This is a genomic window from Flavobacterium movens (assembly GCF_039581425.1).
In the GTDB taxonomy this organism is placed as follows: Bacteria; Bacteroidota; Bacteroidia; order Flavobacteriales; family Flavobacteriaceae; genus Flavobacterium; species Flavobacterium luteolum.
In genome coordinates, this window is record NZ_JBCPXY010000013.1 from 1 (window position 1) to 16,464 (window position 16,464).

Here is a 16,464-nt window from a genome sequence, read left to right on the forward strand (position 1 = left end):
TTGTTGAGAAATAGAATTCGAACTATCATCTTCCCGATTTTTCATCGGGACGCTCTAGCCAAATGAGCTAATCCCCCAAATGCGTTAACAAATAAAGACAATTAATTCTCAAAAAACAAATTTCCAGAAGTTTCGTATCAATTATTTTCAAAAGCGTAACTTTACCTTTAAATGTAATTTTTATGAGTTCAGAAAGTATAAAAGGCAGTTTAGAAACTTCTTTTCAGGATACAATTGCAACTATTGAGTTTGGGCATCCAGCTAGTAATTCTTTCCCGCGTCAGTTGTTAGATCGTCTCACGGCAGAAATTAATTTGCTAAGCAGAGATGAAAATGTTTCGGTTATTATTCTGAAAAGTGAAGGGGTGAGAGCATTTTGTTCTGGCGCTTCTTTTGATGAACTTTTGCAAGTTGAAAATGAAGAACAGGGTACAGAGTTCTTTTCGGGATTTGCTCATTTGCTTAACGCGATGCGTAATTGTAATAAATTAATTATTGGACGTGTCCAGGGAAAAGCAGTTGGTGGTGGCGTTGGCATTATTGCGGCTTGTGATTATGTTTTTGCTACGCCTGAAAGTGATGTGAAATTATCAGAATTAGCAATTGGAATAGGACCTTTTGTTATCGAACCAGCTGTTTCCAGAAAAGTAGGTAAAACTGCGATGACAGAAATGACATTGGCAGCAAATGAATGGAAATCGGCAGAATGGGCAAGTCAAAAAGGACTTTTCTCTGTGGTTTGCGAATCTTTTAGTCTGGATCTTAAAATTGATGATTTTGCAAAAAGATTAAGTTCGTATAACCCAGAAGCATTATTGCAAATGAAAAAAATTATTTGGGAAGGAACTGAACAATGGGAATCACTTTTATTTGAACGTGCTGCCATTACGGGTAAATTGGTTTTATCTGAATTTACTAAAAATGCTTTGCTGCAGTTTAAAAAATAGACATGATATAAGTCATTGATTTTGGGTAAAGTCTAACATAGTTTTGAAAACAATTAATAAATAAATAATTATTTAGCCACAGATTATACGGATTAAAATGATTTTAAAATAATCCAATTAATTGTTTTATCCCGATAGCTATCGGGAGTGGCTAAAGAAAATATCAATAAATATAATTTAAAATGAAACTCATTTCTTTATTCCAAAAAGTTGACATTGCAGAGAAAATTAAAGATGCTCCAGACAGCGGTTATCAAATTGGCGTTGTCATTGGATCTTTCATTCCGTTTCTAGTTTTGGGCGGAATTGCTTTGTGGATGTATACTCGTGCTAAAAAAAGAGCTAAAAACGGCAATTAATTCGTAAATTTGCAAGCTTAAAATTAAAAATCGATGAGTAATATCAGAATTACAAAACAATTTAGTTTCGAAACCGGTCACGCTTTGTACGGTTACGACGGAAAATGCAAGAACGTTCACGGACACAGTTATAAATTATCGGTAACGGTTATTGGTTCGCCAATTACAGACCGATCGAATGTAAAGTTCGGAATGGTGATTGACTTTTCTGATCTAAAGAAAATTGTAAAAGAAGAAATCGTCGATCAGTTTGATCATGCAACTGTTTTCAATCAGACAACTCCGCATATCGAATTGGCAAATGAATTGAAAAACCGCGGACATCACATTATCTTAGTAGATTATCAGCCAACAAGCGAAAATATGGTGGTTGATTTTGCAGATAGAATCGTTGCAAGGCTTCCAGAAGGGATTTCTCTTTTCTCATTAAAACTTCAGGAAACAGAATCATCTTTTGCGGAATGGTACGCATCTGATAATTTGTAAAAAAGTTAAAAGTGAAATGTGAAAAGTAAATTGCTTTTTCATTTCGCATCTTACATCTCACAATTCACATCTCACATTAAATGAAAAAAATATATTTTGCTTCAGATCAGCATTTTGGTGCGCCAACTCCAGAATTGAGTTTACCGCGTGAAAAGAAATTCGTGGCTTGGCTTGATGAGGTTAAGGAAGATGCAGAAGCAATTTTTTTATTGGGAGATTTATTTGATTTTTGGTTTGAATATAAAACGGTGGTTCCGAAAGGTTTTGTTCGAATTTTAGGCAAACTGGCTGAAATTCGCGACAGCGGAATTCCAATCTACTTTTTTGTTGGAAATCATGATTTGTGGATGAATGATTATTTTGAAACCGAATTGAATATTCCGGTTTATCACGATAACAAAGAGTTTACATTTAACGGAAAAACGTTCCTGATTGGTCACGGAGACGGAAAAGGTCCTGGCGATAAAGGATATAAAAGAATGAAAAAGGTATTTACAAATCCGTTTTCAAAATGGCTTTTCCGCTGGCTTCATCCAGATGTTGGCGTAAGTTTGGCTCAATATTTATCTGTAAAAAACAAACTGATTTCTGGTGACGAAGATGTGAAGTTTTTAGGTGAAGAAAACGAATGGCTGGTTTTATATGCTAAACGAAAACTAGAAACCAAACATTATAATTATTTCATCTTCGGGCACCGCCATTTACCAATGATTATTCCGGTTGGAGAAAACTCCGAATATGTCAATCTTGGCGATTGGATCGGCTATTTTACTTACGGTGTTTTTGACGGCGAAAAATTCGAACTTAAAAAATTCGAAAAGTAGTTTAGTCGAAAGTCAAAAGTTGAAAAGGGCAAATCTTATTGTTGAACTTAATTCAAAGTCCCTTGTCAAAAAAATTAAAACAAAATTTTTATTTTGCGCTCGTTGGGTAAATTCCGATTTTATGCGTTCGCAAAATGTATTCTGAAAGCTGTTTACTGTTTGAAAGCTGAAACTTAATTGCTCCAGATGCTTTTTTCGGCATGTGGCATTCTACACAATTGCTCGCCAATAACTTCTCTGGCATTGTTTTTAAAGTGGTTTCTTTGTGCTTTAAACCTTGATGACAACTCATACAGATTTTAGAATATGAAGCCATGTTTTTGGAAGCATTTTCATGCGGATTATGACAGGTAATACAATCCATTTTATCGCTTTTCATAAAACATTTGCTTTGCGCCATTAATCGATATTGATTGCCATGAACATCAAAATTTGTGGTATCATTAATACTTTTAGTCTCACGAAAGAATTCTGATAAATTATCTCCATGTTTAAATTCAAAACGCGATTTTAATTTCATTCCATCATTTCCTGCGTGACATAAAGCGCAAGCATCTAGCTTTTGCTGTCTGTTTAAGGTTTTGAAACTCGTAATACTATTAGCAACTTTTACGTTTGGATTTTTTAAATGAAACTCAACATGTTTTTTTGCAGGACCGTGACAGCGTTCACAGTCAATTCCGTAAACAATTGTTTCTTTTCTGATGATATCTTCAACGTCCATAGACATCATATTTCTTTGTTCAGAATTTTGATTCACGCTTCGGCTGCTGGCATTTGAGGCGTGGCACGAATAGCAATCTTTTACCACCATTCGGTCAAAATAAGGCTTGTCGGCAGGAAAACCTGGACTTGTTGCCCAATTGTTTATAGAGTGATAAAAAGAAACTGGCAATTCGTATGTATTATTGTCTTTCCAGTAAACTGAAGTTTGAGCGTGTTTGGTTCCAAAAACAATTTCAAATTTGTATTTGGCTGTTTCTTTGCCATTTTTGTAAACGACTTGATACAAACTGTCTCCACGTTTTTCCATGACCAATTTGGTCTCTTTGTCATAAATGAAAGTATGATTTTTAGAGTCGAAGTCACCCGAAACATTTCCTAAAATTGCTGGAGCGGTCGCTTTAAAATGCGAACTTTTGAACGCCATATCAGATTGTACTTTATGACATTGTATACAACTTTCTGAACCCGCATAATCAGTTCCACGCGGATCAATGTATTCCTCTGATTTATTATTGCAGCTGGCAAAAAGAAGTGCCAGAACGGTTATGGTAAGTAGAAATGCAGCTTTTTTCATTGCTGTAAATATACTTTTTTTTGAATTGAATCAAAATATATTTCAATAATGAAAAAATGCTGTTAAAATATTTAGAATGTTTCTTAATTCATGCCAACTCCATAAACATATTCATCCAGTTCAATTTTAAATAAAGAACCTTCAACCAAATCTTTAATCGATTTTAATTCGGTCATGTTTACAGCCAGATCTATAGAATTGCAAGGTGTTTTCAATAAAAACTTATGGCAGGAGTATTTCATTTCGCAAGCTTCGCAACAAGCGTTTTCTATCATGCTGTCTTCAATTAAATCGCAAAAATGATTTAATTCCTGAACCGTAAAATAAAAGCCAGTTTCTTTAAAAACCAATTGCACTTTGTCGGAAATCGTAGTATTGTGATCTTTCCAGTAAAAAGCTATTCCAAAGTTGTTATGATATATCTGCTCAATTTCTCTCATCGTAAATCCTTTTATTTCAACAAATATAAATATTATTTATATTAATTCTAAATAAAAAAATCATAAAACTTTGAAAAAAATATTTTTGAGCACGCTTTAGTTCATACCCGAACCGTAGATATATTCATTAAGATTAAGTCGAAATAAAGAACCATCTACCAAGTCTTTTATAGAGTTTAATTCCATTGGTGATATTTCTAAATCTATAGCAACGTATGGTGTTTTCAATAAAAATTTATCGAAGGCGCGTTTTACGCCACGTGTATCGTAGTTGTTATGGTCTGTTACGCAGTCTTCAATTAAATCGTGAAATTCATTTAATTCCTCAACTGAAAAATAAAATCCCATTTGTTTAAAAAGCAACTGGATTTTATCTGATATAATTTCGTTGCCTTCTTTCCAATAAAATGAAATTCCAAAATCGTTTCGGTATATTTGCTCGATGTCTTTCATGGCAATTTTTTTAGGCCACAAAGATACGCACTCTTTGTATTAATACTTGACTAAGAAAAGCATAAAAAAAAGCTAAAAACCAATATGACTGTTTGATTTTTAGCTATTTATAAAGTGCTTGTGTTTTTGTTTTTTTACGAAATTCTATCTCGTAACAAAATTATTTGAGCCAATTTTTTAGCTTAGAAAGAAATGTTGCTTGTTGGTCTACAAATAAATAATGCGAGCAATTGTCAAGAAAAGCGAAATGTTTTTCTCCAGTTATTGTCTTCAGCGAATTGATTTGAGCTAATGAAAAGATACCATCATCTTTTCCGTAAATTCCATAAATAGGAACGCCAGCGGTTTTGATTTTCTTTAAAAAAGGCCTACTATCAATGTTGTTTTGCTTTTCGTTTTGATAGAAGAGAAGTGGAGCATTTTTATTTCTAATATTAGTTTTATAAAATTCACCAGCTTCATAATCGGCATATAATTTTTTAGATGCTGCTGTTGGATTTGGCATTTTAAAAAAGCCGTTTTCGCCAGCAAGTTCATAACATCCTTTTCTGTATTCGGCTGAGTTTTTATTAAGATTTTCAACAATGCTTATTTTTTTTAATTGCTCAGAATCGTTGCTGTACTTTTTCTTCAGCGTATTTAAAATGTGATCGTAAGTTTCCTGTTGAGAAAATAAAGCGCCCGCCAAAACCAATGCACTTACATTTTGCGGATATTTATGGGTATAAAGTGTCGCCACCAAACCTCCAAAACTATGGCCTAAAATAACAGCTTTCTTTAAATGATATTTTGTATAAATTGAATTCAGATCTTGAAAAGCTTCTTCGTAAGTAAATTTTGCATTAGGATCTGTAGATCTTCCTTCGCCTCTTCGGTCGTAAGCGATAACATAAAAGCCTTGATCGGCTAGTTTTTGAGCCGTTGTTCCTTCAAATAAGGTTGCGTTGCCACTTGGTCCCCCGTGAATGAAAATTATGGGCTTGTTCTTTTCATTTCCGTAAGTTTTGATATAGAGATTTTGCCCTTTTGCGAAAAAGGAAAATATTAGAAATAAAGAAAGAAAAAATGACTTCATCTATTCTAATTTATGATGATCGTCCATATCTTTTTTTAAATCTAAATTTCTGAAGGTAGGTGATTTCAATGCAGTGAAAACTACAGTTAAGAGCGTAACACTTCCTCCAAAAACAACAGAAGTCACTGCTCCCATCAATTTGGCAGTAGCACCACTTTCAAAAGCACCTAATTCGTTAGATGATCCAACAAAGATTGAATTTACGGCTCCCACACGTCCACGCATATGATCAGGAGTTTTAAGCTGTAAAATCGTCTGGCGGATAACTACTGAAATTCCATCAGCTAATCCGCTTAAGAATAAAGCGAAAACGGAAAGCCAGAAATAAGTGGAAAGCCCAAATAAGATAATCGACAATCCGAAAACAAATATGGCGATTAGAAGTTTTTTACCTGCATTTTTATATAAAGGTACATAAGCTGAAACAATCATCGTGATAAAAGCACCCACAGCAGGAGCAGCTCTTAAAATTCCGAAACCTTCAGAACCTACTTTCAAAATGTCTTGAGCAAAAACGGGTAATAAAGCTACCGCGCCTCCAAAAAGTACAGCAATCATATCAAGAGACAATGCGCCTAAAACAATTTTGTTTTTAAATACAAATGTTAAGCCTTCTGTAAGGCTGTCTTTTATTGATTCTCCAATCTTCGGATTGATGATTGGTTTTGCACTGATTTGCGATAAGGCAATTAAGGAAAGGATTGAGAATCCGAAAACCAAACACATTGACCAGTGAACGCCAATCCAGTTGATTGAAAATCCTGCTAATGCCGGTCCCATAACGGCTCCAATCTGCCAAACGGAACTACTCCAAGTTGCGGCATTTGGATATACTTTTTTAGGAATAATTAAGGATAAAAGTGAAAAGATAGTTGGTCCCATAAAAGCACGAACCAATCCTCCAAAAAATACTAAAGCGTAAATTGAATACAAGATTACATTTGAAGACCAACCGCCAACAACTTTTGGCCAAGTCAACAAAAATAGGCCAAAACTAATTACTGAAAATCCTAAAATACATATTACTAATAATCCTTTCTTTTCTCTTTGATCGACAATATGTCCAGCAAATAAAGCCATTCCAACAGCTGGGATAACTTCCATTAAACCAATAATTCCTAACGAAAGCGGATTTTTAGTTAAACTATAAACTTCCCATTCGATTACAATAAACTGCATTGACCAGGCAAAAACCATCGCAAAACGCAATAATAAAAATACGTTGAATTCTCTATAACGAAGCGCCTGATACGGATCTGGCTTTTTTGATTTAATCTCTTCCATCTGTTCTAATGTCTTTCAGCATAAGCTGAGTTGAAATTGTACCGTTCCATTCATTTTCGGCAATTGTATACGCCAGCTGAAACGGGTTTTGATTTTTTGCTATGTTTAATTTTTTTCCGAGTCCAAATCCAATTGCGGCGATTCCGTCGGAGTTATATTGTTTGACGAAAAGTCTTAAATGTTCTTCTTCTGCACCAAGAGTTTTGGCATAGCCTGTGTCTTTTAAATCTCTGGTCATAAAAACAGGCGTCATATTTTGTGGGCCAAAAGGTTCAAATTGTTTTAAGATTCGAATTAGTTTTGGTGTAATGTCTGAGAAATTAATTTCGGCATCAACTTCGATTTCTGGAGTTCGCATTTCTGGAAGAATGGTTGTTTCGACTTGTTTTTCGAACGCATCTTTAAAAAGCTGATAATTTTCAGCTTTTAAAGTCATTCCTGCTGCATACATGTGTCCTCCAAATTGTTCCAAATGTTCTGAACACGCATCGAGTGCATTGTAAACATCAAAACCTTTTACAGATCGGGCTGAAGCGGCATATTTATCGCCACTTTTTGTGAAAACCAAAGTCGGACGATAATAGGTTTCTATTAATCTCGAAGCGACGATTCCGATTACGCCTTTGTGCCAGTCTTCCTGAAAAACGACTGTAGAAAAACGATCTTCTTCGTTATTTTGTAAAATTTGCTGAAAAGCTTCTTTGGTAATTTTTTTGTCTAAATCTTTTCGGTCGGCGTTGTATTGTTCAATTTCTGAAGCGAATTGCTGTGCTTGCTCAAAATTAAATTCAGTCAATAATTCGACGGCATGATTTCCGTGTTTGATTCTTCCAGCGGCATTAATTCGAGGAGAAATAATAAATACGACATCGGTAATATCTAAAATTTTCTTTTTTACTTGATGAACTAGAGCTTTAATTCCGGGTCTAGGTTCGCTGTTGATGACTTTCAAACCGAAGTAAGCCAATACACGATTTTCACCTGTTATCGGAACAATATCTGCAGCAATTGCAGTAGCTACCAAATCTAGATACGGAACTAAATCTTCAATCGTTTCATTTCGATTCTGACCTAAAGCTTGTATCAATTTAAAACCAACTCCGCAGCCACACAGTTCATCGTAAGGATAAGAACAGTCTTCTCTTTTAGGATCTAAAACAGCAACCGCATCTGGAAGAAATTCTCCAGGACGGTGGTGATCACAAACAATAAAGTCGATGTTTCTCGCTTTCGCGTAAGCGATATGATCAATAGATTTGATACCGCAGTCGAGAGCAATAATTAAAGAAATTCCGTTATCGTCTGCATAATCGATTCCTTTATATGAAATTCCGTAACCTTCGTCGTAACGGTCGGGAATATATGTAGCAATATGAGGATAATGTGATTTTAAATAAGAAGAAACCAAAGAAACTGCTGTTGTTCCGTCAACATCATAATCGCCAAAAACTAGAATGTTTTCTTCGTTTTGAATGGCTTGTCCGATTCTGGCAACAGCTTTGTCCATATCTTTCATCAAATACGGATCGTGTAAATGCTCTAAAGACGGACGAAAGAAATTTTTGGCATCTTCAAAAGTTTCAATACCACGCTGAATTAAAAGCGTTGCGACAAAATCTTCTACATTTAAGGCTTGCGCCAAATGTTTGACTTTTTCTTCAGAAGGTTTTGGTTTTAAGGTCCAACGCATGGGTTGATTTTAGATTTTAGATTTTAGACTTCAGATTTGTGAAATCGTTTAATCTGATTGGTATTTTTTTTGCCACAGATTAAAAGGATTTAAAAGATTATTTTTTTGCCACGAATTACTCGATTTCCACTAATTTAATTCGTGCTAATTCGAGTAATTGCTTCGCCTATTCGCTATCGCTCGGGTCGTGGCAACTTTCATATTAATCTGTGTTAATCTATTTAATCTGTGGCAGAAATATATTTTGTTTTATTTCGCTTCTAAAGCATTTCCTTCGAACTTAATTCCGTCCCAACCTAAGTTGATGAAATTTCTAATGTTTTGGTGATTTGTTCCGTTTGGATCTCCTAAAACTTCTTTAAAATAAAAAGCTCCAAAACAAGCTAAAGTTTCTTCCTTGCTTAAGTTTTGCAGTTTTGCGAAAGAAAATAATTTGCAAGAACCTGAATTTTCGCCTGCAGCATTATGTTGTGTTCCGTTTTGAAAAGCAGTTGGTGTAAAGTTGTAATTTTCTTCAATTACTGCAATAGTTTCTGGAAATGTGATTTGTGTTGGAGTTTGTTTTACTTTTTCTAAAAAGGCTTGAATGCTCATGATTATGATTTGATTTTTTTGCCACGAATTTCACGAATTTCCACTAATTTAATTCGTGCTAATTTGTGTAATTCGTGGCGAATATTTATTCTTCGTCCTTCGAAAACTTACTTTTCTTAGGTTCTTTTGTTATTGTTTTTCCAGCAACGACAACTACGATTTCGCCTCGCGGTGCTGTTTTTTCGAAATGTGCTAAAACTTCTTTTGCCGTTCCGCGTACATTTTCTTCATGTAATTTTGATAATTCTCTCGAAACGCAAACTTGTCTGTCTTCTCCAAAATATTGCACGAATTCTGCTAAAGTCTTTACGAGTTTATGCGGAGAAACGTATAAAATCATTGTTCGAGTTTCTTCGGCTAAAACTAAAAATCTGGTCTGACGTCCTTTTTTATCAGGTAGAAAACCTTCAAAAACAAATTTATCATTTGGAAGTCCGCTGTTTACAAGCGCTGGAACAAAAGCTGTTGCGCCAGGAAGACATTCTACTTCGATTTTATTTTCTACACAAGCCCGAGTTAATAAAAACCCTGGATCTGAAATTGCGGGAGTTCCAGCATCTGAAATCAAAGCGATAGTTTCGCCAGCTTTCAAACGTGCAATTAAATTTTCGGTGGTTTTGTGCTCGTTATGCATGTGATGGCTGTGCATGTGCGTGCCAATCTCAAAATGCTTTAGGAGTTTTCCGCTTGTGCGCGTGTCTTCCGCCAAAATCAAATCGACTTCTTTCAAAACCCGAATGGCTCTAAAAGTCATGTCTTCAAGATTGCCAATTGGCGTTGGAACGATATATAATTTTGACATAGTTTTTTATTCGTGAAATGTAAAATGTGAGATGTGAAAATGTACTTATGAGAATTTTTTCTCGATAATTCCCATAAAGCGTTCCGCGTAATCGTCTTTTCCTTCCCAATTATTATAGTCTGGTTTTACCATGTCTTCGATAAAATCTTTTGCTTCACTATAAGAATCAAAAGTCATTAATTGGTTTAAAACACGGCTATAATCTTCTGTGCTGTTTCCAAAAAGATTTTTGGTGAAGGCAATTCTGTCGTTTAAATCGATATGAAAACCTCTTGCCAGTTTTTCGTTTAAGCTAACTGCTTTTTGCTGAACCGGAGTATCAAGAACAGCAGTTTCCACTTTTTTCTCTTCCTTTTTTTCTTCCTTAAAATCACTAATAGAAGGAGCTTTTACTGGCGGAACAGCTTCAAAACTTTCTACTTTTACAAATTGCGCATCGGCGTAATTTATTCCAAAATCTTCAAATAAAATTGTTGGTTGTGTAGAACTCGCAGCTTTTGGCTCTTCTTTAATTTCTTCCTTAATTTCCTCCTTGATTTCTTCTTTTATTGGTTCTGTTTCTAATTCGAAAGCAGGTTTGAAATCTGGAATTGGTTTTGATTCATTTATAGTTGTAAAAGAAAGTTCTTCAACAGGGTTTTTTATTTCCTTTTCAGATTCAATTATTTTCTCAGCAACTGGTTCTACAGTTTCTTCAATAATTGGTTCTTCAACTTCAGCAACGATTGGCTCAACAGTTTCTTCGATTACTGATTCTTCAACTTCAGTAATTGGTTCAGCAGTTTCAACAACTTCTGCTGGTTTTTCTTCTGAAATTTCAGGCTCGTAAGATTCTTCAAGCGCAATAACTTTTTCTTCAGCAGGAGCTTCAAGTTCAATTATAGCTGGAATTGCATCTTCTTTTTCAAAAATCGTTTCCAATTCAGAAACAATATCATTTTGTCCAATTGTTGGTTTTGCAGCGTCGAAATTCTCTTCGACAAATTTTAATACCGCTAATTTCTCATATAATTTCTGAGTTTCAAGATACAATTGATTGATATCGGATTTGTTTTTAAGTTTTAAAATTCGATGCGCAATGCTGATTAAATCAGCTTCCAATTTTTTTTTCATAACTGTTGAAATTATAGTGAATATGGTATTTTTGTGTATTTAATGTTTGAATGTCTCTATTCTCAAGGAAATTCAAGAGATAATTTTTAATTTCTGTTAATACGCTTTCGCGAATCTAAGGTTTGGTAAAAATTTTCTACTTTTGAAAAAATGTAAAACAGTACATTTTTACATTAATTTATTGCCAGTACAAAGTAATAAAAACTATTCATTTTTAAAGGTAGAAAAATACAAAATGTTTCTCGAAAATACAGTAAATCACAAAGAACAATTTGGTTGGATTGAAGTTATTTGTGGATCAATGTTTTCGGGTAAAACCGAAGAGTTAATCCGAAGATTAAAACGCGCCCAATTTGCCAAACAAAGAGTCGAAATCTTTAAACCCGCTATTGATACTCGTTATCATGACGAAATGGTCGTGTCTCACGATGCCAACGAAATACGCTCAACTCCAGTGCCTGCTGCTGCCAATATTCTGATTTTGGCGCAAGGCTGTGATGTGATCGGTATTGATGAAGCTCAGTTTTTTGATGATGAAATTATCACAGTTTGCAACGACTTGGCTAATCAGGGAATTCGTGTGATTGTGGCAGGATTAGATATGGATTTTAAAGGAAATCCGTTCGGGCCAATGCCAGGCTTGATGGCAACAGCAGAATATGTTACTAAAGTTCATGCAGTTTGCACCAGAACTGGAAATTTAGCAAATTATAGTTTTAGAAAAACCGATAACGATAAATTGGTGATGCTTGGGGAAACAGAAGAATACGAACCACTTAGCCGTGCAGCGTATTTTAATGCAATGAAGAAAAACGAGGAAAAATAATCTTATTTTTATTTCAATTATTAAAAGCGATGCAAGAAAAACAAAAGACAAAAAAACAGAACATTTTATTATTAGTTATTATTGGAATTGCTTTGGCTGTTGCGGCATATTTTCAGTTTTTCCTTTCGGAAAAAGCGGATGAGGTTAGTACCGAAATAACAGAATTAGTTGAAAAATATAATAAAAGCTGTCCGTTAAATATTCAGGAAGGAATTCGTTTAGATAGTGTCACTTTGCCACAGGAAAGAACTGTTCAGTATAATTTAACCTTGATGAAAGTGGCTAAAGAAACTGCGGAGATTAGTGTAATTCAGGAAGAAATTAGAAAAAGTCTTTTAAGCACAGCAAAGGCAAATCCTGGACTGCAGGTTTTTAGAGAAAACGATTATACACTGAATTATAGTTATAGTGATAAAAAGAAAGTGTATTTATTTACGATAAAAATACTGCCTGATCAGTATAAATAATTAAACTTATATGTTGTAAACCCGACAGGTTTTTGGAGTCTGTCGGGTTTGTTTTTTTATAAGAATTGAAGAAAGAGTTGTCTGAGTATTTTATTCAACAGTTGTTGTTGCATTGTTTTTTAGTAATTTTTCTTCTTCATTTTTATCATAAATCAAATTGAATTTTTTGGATAATGTTCCTGATGCTGTATAAATAATCCAATAGATAATTGGAAGAGGTGTGCATCCTAATAAATAACCGGGCGTAATTTCAATTCTTTTTGTATTTGATGAATATAGGTCAAAAATAATAGTAATGCATAAACAAACTGCAAAGTACATGAACAAGTAGAGTAAATGTAATAGATATGAATTGACTTTTTTTGAAATTTTCATTTTCTGTTTTTTAATTGCAATATAATAAAAATCAGTTTGTTGTTTTTGAAGTAAGTACGAGGATAATCAAAGTTGAAAATTATTTATGTTAATCAGATTACGATTTCGCTGAATCATAAAAAAGATTAGTATCTGAAATTATTGAAATTTTTATAAAACAAAACCCGACAGGTTTTAAAACCTGTCGGGTTTACTATTTAAATGAACTTATATTTTTTCTTATAAGAATTAAAAGAAATCTTAAATCTTCTTTCTCATTCTCGCAACCGGAATATCTAATTGTTCACGATATTTTGCAATAGTTCTTCTTGCGATAGGATATCCTTTCTCTTTTAAGATTTCAGCCAATTGATCGTCTGGAAGCGGCTTTCTCTTATCTTCTTCTTCAATCGTATTTTGAAGAATCTTTTTTATTTCTAAAGTCGAAACGTCTTCTCCCTGATCATTTTTCATGGCTTCAGAGAAGAATTCTTTAATCAATTTAGTTCCGTATGGTGTTTCTACATATTTGCTGTTTGCCACACGTGAAATCGTCGAAATATCCAAACCAACCATATCAGCAATATCTTTTAAGATCATTGGTTTTAGTTTGGTTTCGTCGCCATCTAAGAAATATTCTTCCTGATAATGCATAATTGCATTCATCGTTACAAAAAGTGTTTCCTGACGTTGTCTAATCGCATCAATAAACCATTTAGCAGAATCTAGTTTTTGTTTGATGAACTGAACGGCATCTTTCTGCGCACTCGATTTATCACGAGATTCTTTGTACGTCTGCATCATTTCCTGATAATCCTTAGAAACGTGTAGGGAAGGAGCATTTCTTCCGTTTAAAGTTAGTTCCAGTTCGCCATCAACAATTCTAATGGCAAAATCGGGAACAATGTTTTCTGTAACTTTATTGTTTCCTGCAAAAGAGCCACCCGGTTTTGGGTTTAATCTTTCAATTTCATGAATTGCTTTTTTTAGCTGTTCGTTAGAAACGCTGTATTTCTGCAAGAGCTTATCGTAATGTTTCTTTGTAAAAGCATCAAACTGATTTTCGATAATGTCAATGGCTAAATCAACATATTCAGTTGGTGTTTTATGTTTTAGTTGAAGCAGTAAACATTCTTGTAAATCACGTGCGCCGACTCCCGAAGGTTCCAATTCATGAATTACCGTCAACATTTTTTCAACCATTGCTTCGTCAGTATAAATTCCCTGAGTGAAAGCCATGTCGTCTACAATGTCCGGAATACTTCTTCGGATATAACCCATATCATCAATACTTCCAACAAGGAATTCAGCGATTTCGCGCTCTTCATCGTTCAAAATAAAAGTATTCAGCTGATTGATTAAGTCCTGATGAAAACTTATCGGAGCCGCAAATGGCGTTTCACGTTCCTCGTCGTCGCTGTAATTGTTTACCTGAGTTTTGTAATCAGGCGTATCATCGTCGCTTAGATATTCGTCAATATTAATGTCGTCTGCTTCGATTCTGTCAGATTCTGCATCATCATAATCGTCGTAGTCTTCATTAGCGTATTCATCAGCTTCGTAATCATCTTCTTTTCCAGCTTCAAGAGCCGGATTTTCGTTCATTTCTTCTAATAAACGCTGTTCAAAAGCTTGCGTAGGCAATTGAATTAACTTCATCAGCTGAATTTGCTGTGGAGATAATTTCTGTGATAATTTTAAATTTAAAAATTGCTTTAGCATAAAAAAAGTTGCTAAGATACTAAGCTCCTGAGAGGCTAAGTATCTTATGTTGACGAATTGAATTCGCGTAAAATTATTTTATTTATATTTTAAAAAACTTAGAACCTTAGTGTCTTAGCATCTTAGAAGCTTAGATTAAAACTCAGCGCTTCCAGGAGTTCTTGGGAAAGGAATTACGTCTCTAATGTTTGTCATTCCTGTTACAAACAATACCAAACGCTCAAATCCTAAACCGAAACCTGCGTGAGTTGCTGATCCAAATCTTCTCGTATCTAAATACCAGTATAATTCTTCTTTGTCAATTCCAAGTTTTTCCATTTTCTCAACCAAAACATCGTAACGCTCTTCTCTTTCAGAACCACCAACGATTTCTCCAATTCCAGGGAAAAGGATATCCATTGCACGAACAGTTTCTCTTCCTGGCTCTGTGTTGTCGTTCAAACGCATGTAAAACGCTTTGATGTTTGCTGGGTAATCGTATAAAATTACTGGACATTTAAAGTGTTTTTCAACCAAGAAACGTTCGTGTTCTGACTGTAAATCAGCTCCCCATTCGTTGATTAAATATTGGAATTTCTTCTTTTTATTTGGAGTTGAATCTCTTAAAATATCAATTGCTTCTGTATAAGAAACACGTTTGAAGTTGTTTTCCAATACGAAGTTTAATTTCTCTAACAAAGCCATTTCGCTTCTCTCAGCCTGTGGTTTTGATTTTTCTTCTTCAAGAAGTCTTCCTTCTAAGAATGCTAAATCGTCTTTACAGTTGTCTAAAGCATATTTAATTACGTACTGAATGAAATCTTCAGCCAAATCCATATTGTCGTCAAGGTCGTTGAAAGCAACTTCAGGCTCGATCATCCAGAATTCTGCCAAGTGACGAGAAGTGTTTGAGTTTTCAGCTCTAAACGTTGGTCCAAATGTATAAATCTGACCCAAAGCCATAGCGAAAGTTTCACCTTCTAATTGTCCAGAAACCGTTAAGTTCGTGTGTTTTCCAAAGAAATCTTTTTTGAAATCAATGTTTCCTTCTTCATTTTTTGGAAGATTATCCAATGGTAAAGAAGTAACTTGGAACATTTCTCCAGCACCTTCAGCGTCAGCTCCAGTAATAATTGGCGTGTTTACATATACGAAACCTTTTTGCTGAAAATAGCTGTGAACCGCATAAGATAAAACCGAACGCACACGCATAATCGCACCAAAAGCATTTGTACGTACACGCAAGTGAGCGTTTTCACGTAAAAATTCTAAAGAGTGTTTTTTAGGCTGCATTGGAAATTTCTCTGCATCAGAATCTCCAAGGATTTCAAGTTTGTTTACTTGAATTTCGTATTTCTGACCCGCACCTTTACTTTCAACCAAAGTTCCAATTACAGAAACTGCTGCTCCAGTAGTGATTCTTTTTAAAGTCTCTTCTGGAGTATTTTCAAAGTCAACAACACATTGAATATTATTAATTGTAGAACCGTCATTTAGCGCGATGAACTGATTATTTCTAAAAGTTCTCACCCATCCTTTTGCATTCACTTCCTGTAGCGTCGTCGTACTGTTTAATAAGTCTTTAACCTTTGTGTGTCTCATTTTAATTTTAGATTTATAGATTGCTGATTTTACATCAAAATAAAACCAGTGTTTTTTATATCGAATTGCAAATATAAACGATAATAATTAATTTTTGAAGCTGTTTATCTATCAGTATATCTTTATGTTTTTATGATAACAGTAAAG

The 16,464-nt window shown here is 34.4% G+C and carries 18 protein-coding genes; 6 read left to right on the top strand and 12 right to left on the bottom strand.

Annotated elements, in window-relative coordinates; all coding sequences use genetic code 11:
- The first annotated feature begins 182 nt into the window (after positions 1–182).
- The 4 genes from AAYQ05_RS19660 (at position 183) to AAYQ05_RS19675 (ending at position 2,616) form a co-directional block, all read left to right on the top strand.
- Positions 183–947, top strand: a complete 765-nt coding sequence (locus tag AAYQ05_RS19660) for an enoyl-CoA hydratase/isomerase family protein (protein ID WP_343545004.1) — start codon at positions 183–185, stop codon at positions 945–947.
- Positions 948–1,129: 182 nt separating this feature from the next.
- A complete protein-coding gene (locus tag AAYQ05_RS19665; RefSeq protein WP_286970596.1) occupies positions 1,130–1,306 on the top strand; it encodes a hypothetical protein in 177 nt (58 codons plus the stop codon).
- A 33-nt stretch (positions 1,307–1,339) separates the two neighbouring features.
- Complete coding sequence (locus AAYQ05_RS19670; protein WP_343545005.1) at positions 1,340–1,792, top strand: 6-pyruvoyl trahydropterin synthase family protein; 453 nt, start codon at positions 1,340–1,342, stop codon at positions 1,790–1,792.
- Positions 1,793–1,872: 80 nt separating this feature from the next.
- Positions 1,873–2,616, top strand: coding sequence for a UDP-2,3-diacylglucosamine diphosphatase (locus AAYQ05_RS19675; protein ID WP_095928326.1), 744 nt, complete (start codon positions 1,873–1,875; stop codon positions 2,614–2,616).
- 88 nt (positions 2,617–2,704) lie between these two features.
- Here AAYQ05_RS19675 and AAYQ05_RS19680 read toward each other — a convergent pair whose 3' ends face one another.
- The 9 genes from AAYQ05_RS19680 to AAYQ05_RS19720 all read right to left on the bottom strand — a co-directional run bounded on the left by AAYQ05_RS19680 (position 2,705) and on the right by AAYQ05_RS19720 (position 11,367).
- Positions 2,705–3,916 (bottom strand): cytochrome c3 family protein, encoded by a 1,212-nt coding sequence (locus AAYQ05_RS19680; protein WP_343545007.1) that lies wholly within the window; start codon positions 3,914–3,916, stop codon positions 2,705–2,707.
- Between the two features lie 83 nt (positions 3,917–3,999).
- Entirely contained in the window at positions 4,000–4,356 is a 357-nt protein-coding gene (locus AAYQ05_RS19685; protein WP_111425144.1) for a hypothetical protein, read from the bottom strand.
- A 96-nt stretch (positions 4,357–4,452) separates the two neighbouring features.
- Positions 4,453–4,809, bottom strand: coding sequence for a hypothetical protein (locus AAYQ05_RS19690; protein WP_343545008.1), 357 nt, complete (start codon positions 4,807–4,809; stop codon positions 4,453–4,455).
- Between the two features lie 160 nt (positions 4,810–4,969).
- Positions 4,970–5,884: an alpha/beta fold hydrolase gene (locus AAYQ05_RS19695; RefSeq protein ID WP_343545009.1), complete on the bottom strand. Its 915-nt coding sequence runs from the start codon at positions 5,882–5,884 to the stop codon at positions 4,970–4,972.
- Complete coding sequence (locus AAYQ05_RS19700) at positions 5,885–7,168, bottom strand: MFS transporter (protein WP_343545010.1); 1,284 nt, start codon at positions 7,166–7,168, stop codon at positions 5,885–5,887.
- Positions 7,155–8,858 (bottom strand): single-stranded-DNA-specific exonuclease RecJ, encoded by a 1,704-nt coding sequence (gene recJ, locus AAYQ05_RS19705; protein ID WP_343545011.1) that lies wholly within the window; start codon positions 8,856–8,858, stop codon positions 7,155–7,157. Before recJ ends, AAYQ05_RS19700 begins: the two co-directional genes overlap by 14 nt.
- A 249-nt stretch (positions 8,859–9,107) precedes the next feature.
- Entirely contained in the window at positions 9,108–9,452 is a 345-nt protein-coding gene (locus AAYQ05_RS19710) for a HopJ type III effector protein (protein WP_343545012.1), read from the bottom strand.
- 85 nt (positions 9,453–9,537) lie between these two features.
- Positions 9,538–10,254: a 16S rRNA (cytidine(1402)-2'-O)-methyltransferase gene (gene rsmI, locus AAYQ05_RS19715; RefSeq protein ID WP_343545013.1), complete on the bottom strand. Its 717-nt coding sequence runs from the start codon at positions 10,252–10,254 to the stop codon at positions 9,538–9,540.
- Positions 10,255–10,299: 45 nt separating this feature from the next.
- Positions 10,300–11,367, bottom strand: coding sequence for a DUF8457 domain-containing protein (locus tag AAYQ05_RS19720; RefSeq protein WP_343545014.1), 1,068 nt, complete (start codon positions 11,365–11,367; stop codon positions 10,300–10,302).
- A 235-nt stretch (positions 11,368–11,602) separates the two neighbouring features.
- On the opposite strand from AAYQ05_RS19720, the gene AAYQ05_RS19725 reads away from it, so the two are divergent.
- Positions 11,603–12,193 carry a thymidine kinase gene (locus tag AAYQ05_RS19725; RefSeq protein WP_177212547.1) on the top strand — a complete coding sequence of 197 codons (591 nt, stop codon included), beginning with the start codon at positions 11,603–11,605 and terminating at the stop codon, positions 12,191–12,193.
- 29 nt (positions 12,194–12,222) lie between these two features.
- The gene (locus AAYQ05_RS19730) at positions 12,223–12,660 is read left to right on the top strand and encodes a DUF8479 domain-containing protein (protein ID WP_343545015.1); all 438 of its coding nucleotides are present in this window, start codon (positions 12,223–12,225) and stop codon (positions 12,658–12,660) included.
- A 90-nt stretch (positions 12,661–12,750) separates the two neighbouring features.
- Here AAYQ05_RS19730 and AAYQ05_RS19735 read toward each other — a convergent pair whose 3' ends face one another.
- From AAYQ05_RS19735 to asnS, 3 genes are all read right to left on the bottom strand, one after another.
- Positions 12,751–13,035 carry a hypothetical protein gene (locus AAYQ05_RS19735; protein ID WP_343545016.1) on the bottom strand — a complete coding sequence of 95 codons (285 nt, stop codon included), beginning with the start codon at positions 13,033–13,035 and terminating at the stop codon, positions 12,751–12,753.
- A gap of 240 nt (positions 13,036–13,275) precedes the next feature.
- Entirely contained in the window at positions 13,276–14,736 is a 1,461-nt protein-coding gene (gene rpoN, locus AAYQ05_RS19740; RefSeq protein WP_177211862.1) for an RNA polymerase factor sigma-54, read from the bottom strand.
- A 135-nt stretch (positions 14,737–14,871) separates the two neighbouring features.
- Positions 14,872–16,317, bottom strand: a complete 1,446-nt coding sequence (asnS, locus tag AAYQ05_RS19745) for an asparagine--tRNA ligase (RefSeq protein WP_177211863.1) — start codon at positions 16,315–16,317, stop codon at positions 14,872–14,874.
- Positions 16,318–16,464: the final 147 nt, after the last annotated feature.

Coding starts and splice junctions, on each gene's coding strand:
- rpoN (WP_177211862.1), bottom strand. CDS start 14,736: ATGCTAAAGCAATTTTTAAATTTAAAATTATCACAGAAATTATCTCCA.
- AAYQ05_RS19680 (WP_343545007.1), bottom strand. CDS start 3,916: ATGAAAAAAGCTGCATTTCTACTTACCATAACCGTTCTGGCACTTCTT.
- AAYQ05_RS19700 (WP_343545010.1), bottom strand. CDS start 7,168: ATGGAAGAGATTAAATCAAAAAAGCCAGATCCGTATCAGGCGCTTCGT.
- AAYQ05_RS19730 (WP_343545015.1), top strand. CDS start 12,223: ATGCAAGAAAAACAAAAGACAAAAAAACAGAACATTTTATTATTAGTT.
- asnS (WP_177211863.1), bottom strand. CDS start 16,317: ATGAGACACACAAAGGTTAAAGACTTATTAAACAGTACGACGACGCTA.
- AAYQ05_RS19660 (WP_343545004.1), top strand. CDS start 183: ATGAGTTCAGAAAGTATAAAAGGCAGTTTAGAAACTTCTTTTCAGGAT.
- AAYQ05_RS19665 (WP_286970596.1), top strand. CDS start 1,130: ATGAAACTCATTTCTTTATTCCAAAAAGTTGACATTGCAGAGAAAATT.
- AAYQ05_RS19675 (WP_095928326.1), top strand. CDS start 1,873: ATGAAAAAAATATATTTTGCTTCAGATCAGCATTTTGGTGCGCCAACT.
- AAYQ05_RS19720 (WP_343545014.1), bottom strand. CDS start 11,367: ATGAAAAAAAAATTGGAAGCTGATTTAATCAGCATTGCGCATCGAATT.
- AAYQ05_RS19695 (WP_343545009.1), bottom strand. CDS start 5,884: ATGAAGTCATTTTTTCTTTCTTTATTTCTAATATTTTCCTTTTTCGCA.
- rsmI (WP_343545013.1), bottom strand. CDS start 10,254: ATGTCAAAATTATATATCGTTCCAACGCCAATTGGCAATCTTGAAGAC.
- AAYQ05_RS19690 (WP_343545008.1), bottom strand. CDS start 4,809: ATGAAAGACATCGAGCAAATATACCGAAACGATTTTGGAATTTCATTT.
- AAYQ05_RS19735 (WP_343545016.1), bottom strand. CDS start 13,035: ATGAAAATTTCAAAAAAAGTCAATTCATATCTATTACATTTACTCTAC.
- AAYQ05_RS19710 (WP_343545012.1), bottom strand. CDS start 9,452: ATGAGCATTCAAGCCTTTTTAGAAAAAGTAAAACAAACTCCAACACAA.
- AAYQ05_RS19685 (WP_111425144.1), bottom strand. CDS start 4,356: ATGAGAGAAATTGAGCAGATATATCATAACAACTTTGGAATAGCTTTT.
- AAYQ05_RS19725 (WP_177212547.1), top strand. CDS start 11,603: ATGTTTCTCGAAAATACAGTAAATCACAAAGAACAATTTGGTTGGATT.
- recJ (WP_343545011.1), bottom strand. CDS start 8,858: ATGCGTTGGACCTTAAAACCAAAACCTTCTGAAGAAAAAGTCAAACAT.
- AAYQ05_RS19670 (WP_343545005.1), top strand. CDS start 1,340: ATGAGTAATATCAGAATTACAAAACAATTTAGTTTCGAAACCGGTCAC.